Source organism: Eikenella sp. Marseille-P7795 (assembly GCF_916618725.1).
Taxonomy (GTDB): Bacteria; Pseudomonadota; Gammaproteobacteria; order Burkholderiales; family Neisseriaceae; genus Eikenella; species Eikenella longinqua.
In genome coordinates, this window is record NZ_CAKAJZ010000014.1 from 1 (window position 1) to 5,277 (window position 5,277).

The following is a 5,277-nucleotide window of genomic DNA, read 5'->3' on the forward strand; positions in this document are numbered from 1 at the left end:
GCCGCAGACAGTACGGAGCAGTACGGCAAGGCGAGCTAACGCTGTAGCGAAAGTTAAGTTGATTCGCTATGGCTGCGCTTGGGGTCGTGGGGACGCAGCTCGGCGGCAAGTTTGTCGAGGATGCCGTTTACAAATTTGTGGCCGTCGATACCGCCGAAGGTTTTGGTAACTTCGATGGCTTCGTTGATGATCACGGGGTAGGGCGTTTCGGGCATGTCGCGCAGCTCGAAGGCGGCGGCCAGCAGCACGGCGCGTTCGATGGGGCTGAGGTCTTTTTCGTCGCGGTCGAGCAGGGGGCGGATGATTTGCATCAGCTCGCTGCGTTTGGCCTGCACGCCGAAGAATACGGCGGTGAAGAGCTCGTTGTCGGCTTTGGCGAAGTGTTCGTTTTCACGGATGTTTTTGGCGATTTCGGCGGCGGGCAGGTCGTTGAGCGCGGCTTGGTAGAGCGCTTGTACGGCAAATTCGCGCGCGCGGCGGCGGGCGGTTTTGTTGGGTTTCATATTTGGCTTTCCTGATTGTGCGGCGGGCGGCGCGGGGTTAAACGAGGGCGTCGGGCAGCTCACTGCCGGCGGGGTTGAGGCGGCGCAGCAGGTTGGCGCATTCCACGGCCACGATGGCGGCTTCGGCGGCTTTGCTTTGGATGCGCGCGTGGGCCTGTTCGTCGTTTTCGGTGGTGAGGATGGCGTTGGCAACGGGGATGTTGAAATCCAACCCCACGCGGCTGATGCCGGCGGCGGATTCGTTGGATACCAGCTCGAAATGGTAGGTTTCGCCGCGAATCACCGCGCCGAGCGCCACCAGTGCGTCGAAGCTGTGCGACTGTGCCATGTTTTGCAGCGCCAGCGGCACTTCCAGCGCGCCGGGCACGGTGGCGATGGTGATGTTGCCGTCGGGCACGCCCAGCTCAACCAGTTTTTGGGTGCACACTTCCAGCATGGCGCTGCCGATTTCGTTGGAAAAACGCGCTTGGATGATGCCGATGCGCAGGCCGGCGCCTTGGTGGTCGGGGGGAATGATGGTCATGTCCGCTGCTCCGTTGTAGTGAAATAAGCAAAAGCGGCATGCGCCGCAAAGGAAGCGGATTTTACACCAAAGCGCGCGTTTTGGGGCTGTGAAGGCGGGAGGCTTGCGTTACAATGGCGGCGTTTTGCCCCTATTTTCAGGTAGCCTCCCATGCAAACCATCACCCTCATCGCCGCCGTGGCCGATAACGGCTGCATCGGCAGCGGCAACGCCATGCCCTGGCACATTGCCGAAGACTTCGCCTTTTTCAAACGCTACACCCTGGGCAAGCCCGTGGTGATGGGGCGCAAAACCTGGGATTCGCTGCCCAAAAAGCCGCTGCCCGGCCGCCGCAACATCGTGATCACCCGCCAGGGCGGCTGGCAGGCCGAAGGCGCCGAGCGGGCCGCCAGCCTGGCCGACGCGCTTGCCATGCTGGCCGACGCGCCCGAAATCATCATCATGGGCGGCGCGCAGATTTACACCCAAGCTCTGCCGCTGGCCACCGACCTGCGCCTCACCGAAGTGCGGCTCACCATTGATGGCGACGCCTTCTTTCCCGCCTTGAATGCCGCCGATTGGCAGGAAGCCGAACGCAGTAGCCACACCGCCGCCGCCAACGGCATCCGCTTCGATTTCGCGCACTACCGCCGCGTGCCGCAGGCTACCTGAAAAAGCTCAAGAGGCCGCCCGAACATGCTGCACCGCCTAATCGAACGCCACTGGCGCAAGCCCAACCCGCTGCTCACGCCGCTATTGCGGCCTTTGGCGCGGCTGTTTGGCGTATTGGCGGCGCGGCGGCGCGAAGGCTACCTGAAAGGCCGGAAACCCAGCGAAAAGCTGCCCGTGCCCGTGGTGGTGGTGGGCAACATCCAAGCTGGCGGCAGCGGCAAAACGCCCGTGGTGCAGGCCTTGGCGCGCGCCTTGCAAGAGCGCGGCATCCGCCCCGGCATCATCAGCCGCGGCTACGGGCGCACCGGGCGCGGCGTGCACGTTTTGACTAACGAAAGCACCGCCGCCCAAGCCGGCGACGAACCATTGCTGCTGCACCGCAGCACCGGCGCCCCCGCCGCCGTGGGCAGCCGCCGCGCCGAAGCGGGCAGGGCGCTTTTGGCCGCGCACCCCGAAGTGCAAATCATCATTGCCGACGACGGCCTGCAACACTACGCCCTGCAACGCGATTTCGAGCTGGCCGTGTTCCCCGCCGCCGAAGTGGGGCGGCGGTTGGATTTGCTGCCGCACGGCAATTTGCGCGAGCCCTTGCAGCGGCTGGAAAGCGTAAACGCCGTGCTGCTGGCCAACAGCACGCCCGAGAGCCCCGCGCCGGATTGGCGGCTGCCGCCCGAAGTGCTGCTGTGCCGCAGCTGCCTGCAATGCGGGAATATTTACCGCCTGCGCCGCCCGCACGAGCTGCTGCCGGCAGGCTACCTGAAAAACCGCCGCGTGATTGCCGCCGCCGCCATTGCCAAGCCCGAGCGTTTCTTTGCCGAGCTGTCGCGGCTGGGCATCGAGCCTGTGCAACACATCGCGCTGCCCGACCACGCCGCCTGGCAGGTTGCCGGGCTTCCCGAGGCTGACAGCTACATCGTGACCGAAAAAGACGCGGTGAAGCTCGCCGCCGATACCGCGCGGGAAGTGTGGGTGCTGCCCGTGCGCGCCGAATTGCCGGAAGAATTGGTGCAGGCCATAATCCGCCGCTGCCTGCCCGGCTTGATTGAGGCTACCTGAAAACTTTATCCGCTCTCCATAAGAGAGGGCGGCAAACCAAAGGCGGCACGCCATGCGAATTATTTTTCAGGTAGCCTCCAATATCACTCAAGGCTACCTGAAAACAGCCAGCCGCCAAACCAAAAGGAAGATTTATGCGCCAAGCCCTTACCCTGCTCGCCCTGGCCTGCCTGCTGCCGCTGCCCGCGCTGGCCGACATCCCGCAAAGCCGTAACACGCAATGCTTTCAGGTAGCCGCCCGCGGCAAAATCGGCCCCGCCCGCCCTTGCCGCGCCGAAGCGGTGGATTCCGCGCCGCGCCCGAACTTGCCCGACACCCGCTCGCTCCGCTACCAAATCGGCAGCCGCAGCTACCAGTTTTCCGCCGACTACGACGCCGAGCGCCAAAGCTGGCAGCCGAGCTACCAAGGGCAGCCGCTTACCGTGTATTACCGCAGCCGCGCCTTCCGCCGCCTGGCCGCCGACGGCGCCGCCGCCCGCTACGTTTGCTTCCGCGCCCCGGGCGTGCATTTTTGTTCGCGCAAACTGCCCGCGCCGTTTTGGTAAACTTGAGGCTACCTGAAAACACGCCATCCCTCCCACACCAGAGAACCATCATGGACAAAAAATACCTCGACATCCTCGTTTGCCCGCTCACCAAAAGCCCGCTCGAATACCATGCCGCGCGCCAAGAGCTGTGGAGCCGCCAAGCCCGGCTCGCCTTCCCCATCCGTGACGGCATACCCGTGATGCTGGAGCAAGAAGCCCGCCCCCTCACCGACGAAGAATTGCACGCATGAGCACCCCGTTTACCGTCATCATTCCCGCCCGCCTCGCCTCCAGCAGGCTACCTGAAAAAGCCCTGGCAGAGATTGCCGGCAAGCCCATGGTGGTGCGCGTGGCCGAACGCGCCAGGCTGAGTGAAGCGCAGCGCGTGGTGGTGGCCACCGACCACGCCGCCATCGCCGCCGCCTGCTCCGAATACGGCATCGAAGCCGTGCTCACCGGCAAACAGCACGCCAGCGGCACCGCCCGCCTGGCCGAAGCCGCCCTGCTCTTGGGCATGGCCGACGAAGACATCGCCGTCAACGTGCAGGGCGACGAGCCGCTGATCGACCCCGCCCTCATCAACCGCACCGCCGATCTGCTCGGCAGCGGCAGCGCGCAAATGGCCACCGCCGCCCACCCGATTGCCGATGCCGCCGAGTTTCTCAATCCCAACTGCGTGAAAGTGGTGCTCGACCAGCGGCGCAACGCCCTCTATTTCAGCCGCGCCCCCATCGCCTGGCCGCGCGACGCCTTCGCCGGCAAGCCAACCGCGCTGCCCGAAGGCTACGCCCCGCTGCGCCACATCGGCCTGTATGCCTACCGCGTCGGCTTTTTGCACCAATACGTCGGCCTGCCGCCCTCGCCGCTGGAAGAGATCGAATCGCTGGAGCAGCTGCGCGTGTTGTGGCACGGCGGCAAGATTGCCGTAACCGTGTGCGACAATGCCCCCGCCGCCGGTGTGGACACCGCCGAAGACTTGCAGCGCGTGCGCGACTGGTTTGCCCGGCACCCCGAAGAGGCTGGCTGAAAATAAATAGCTCGGCTGGGCAAAGCCGATATGGTTTAACTTCGTTGAAGCTTCGCAGAAACTCTGCTGCCTGCGGCAACGTCGTTTTCAGGTAGCCTGTTCTCACGCGACAGCTTGCCTTCGCCTTGAACGGCCGATTTTAAGGATTTGTGTTATGCGTTTGCTCTGCCGCGTTGGCTTCGCCGCCTTCCTGATTGCCATTGCCCTCTCTGCCGCTTATTTTGCGAACACCTCCCGCACGCCGCATAATCCCGCCGACCGCGCCCAAGCTGTTCGGCTGCCTGAAACCATGCCGCCGCCCGCATCGGCACAGGTCGGCAACGCGGATAAGGCGCCGCCCATCGTCCGCGCCGCCCGCAGCCAAATCGGCCAAACCGTGCGCTACGACCCCGCCTATACTGCGCTGGATTATCCGATGGGCGATGTGCCGATAGCAAAAGGCGTGTGCTCCGATGTGGTGATTCGCGCACTGCGGCAGCAAAGCATAGACTTGCAGCAGCTGGTTCACCAAGACATGAAAGCGAATTTTTCCGCCTACCCGAACCGCTGGGGGCTGAAACGCCCCGACCCGAATATCGATCACCGCCGCGTGCCGAATCTGGAGGTTTATTTCGCGCGGCACGGCTGGGCGGCGCAAGACGGATACCGCGCTGGCGACATTGTTACCTGGCGGTTGGCGGGCAGCGGGCTGCCGCACATCGGCATCGTATCCGACCGCAAACATGGTGATATACCGTTGATTATCCATAATATCGGCGCAGGCACGCGCGAAGAGGACATCCTGTTCCGCCACGAAATCGTTGGCCATTTCAGGCAGCCCGCCAATGTGGCGCCGTGAAGTGTCGGCGCGACCAAGCCTGATGCTGTTTTTCAGGTAGCCTCTTGCCTGCGAGGCTACCTGAAAGCGATGTTTGGCTAAGCTATAGCGAACCAATTTAACTTTCGCTACGGCGTTAGCTCGCTTTGCCGTACTTCTGTACTGTCTGCGGT

At 63.7% G+C, this 5,277-nt stretch carries 8 protein-coding genes; 6 read left to right on the top strand and 2 right to left on the bottom strand.

Translation table 11 applies throughout. The features are described from left to right. Nucleotides 1–53 precede the first annotated feature (53 nt). Nucleotides 54–503 carry a transcription antitermination factor NusB gene (gene nusB / locus LG371_RS12125; RefSeq protein ID WP_067594161.1) on the bottom strand — a complete coding sequence of 150 codons (450 nt, stop codon included), beginning with the start codon at nt 501–503 and terminating at the stop codon, nt 54–56. A 37-nt stretch (nt 504–540) separates the two neighbouring features. Beyond that, entirely contained in the window at nt 541–1,026 is a 486-nt protein-coding gene (ribH, locus tag LG371_RS12130) for a 6,7-dimethyl-8-ribityllumazine synthase (protein WP_067594158.1), read from the bottom strand. A 150-nt stretch (nt 1,027–1,176) separates the two neighbouring features. Here ribH and LG371_RS12135 point away from each other — a divergent pair, with 150 nt between their 5' ends. The 6 genes from LG371_RS12135 to LG371_RS12160 all read left to right on the top strand — a co-directional run bounded on the left by LG371_RS12135 (nt 1,177) and on the right by LG371_RS12160 (nt 5,125). Further along, a complete protein-coding gene (locus LG371_RS12135; protein WP_067594155.1) occupies nt 1,177–1,677 on the top strand; it encodes a dihydrofolate reductase in 501 nt (166 codons plus the stop codon). A gap of 24 nt (nt 1,678–1,701) precedes the next feature. Continuing rightward, entirely contained in the window at nt 1,702–2,733 is a 1,032-nt protein-coding gene (gene lpxK / locus LG371_RS12140; protein WP_225748637.1) for a tetraacyldisaccharide 4'-kinase, read from the top strand. A 134-nt stretch (nt 2,734–2,867) separates the two neighbouring features. Continuing rightward, complete coding sequence (locus LG371_RS12145; RefSeq protein ID WP_067594149.1) at nt 2,868–3,278, top strand: hypothetical protein; 411 nt, start codon at nt 2,868–2,870, stop codon at nt 3,276–3,278. Between the two features lie 50 nt (nt 3,279–3,328). After that, entirely contained in the window at nt 3,329–3,511 is a 183-nt protein-coding gene (locus LG371_RS12150) for a Trm112 family protein (RefSeq protein ID WP_067594145.1), read from the top strand. After that, a complete protein-coding gene (kdsB, locus tag LG371_RS12155; protein WP_067594143.1) occupies nt 3,508–4,287 on the top strand; it encodes a 3-deoxy-manno-octulosonate cytidylyltransferase in 780 nt (259 codons plus the stop codon). Before LG371_RS12150 ends, kdsB begins: the two co-directional genes overlap by 4 nt. A 289-nt stretch (nt 4,288–4,576) precedes the next feature. After that, entirely contained in the window at nt 4,577–5,125 is a 549-nt protein-coding gene (locus LG371_RS12160) for a DUF1287 domain-containing protein (protein WP_218916369.1), read from the top strand. Nucleotides 5,126–5,277 lie beyond the last annotated feature (152 nt).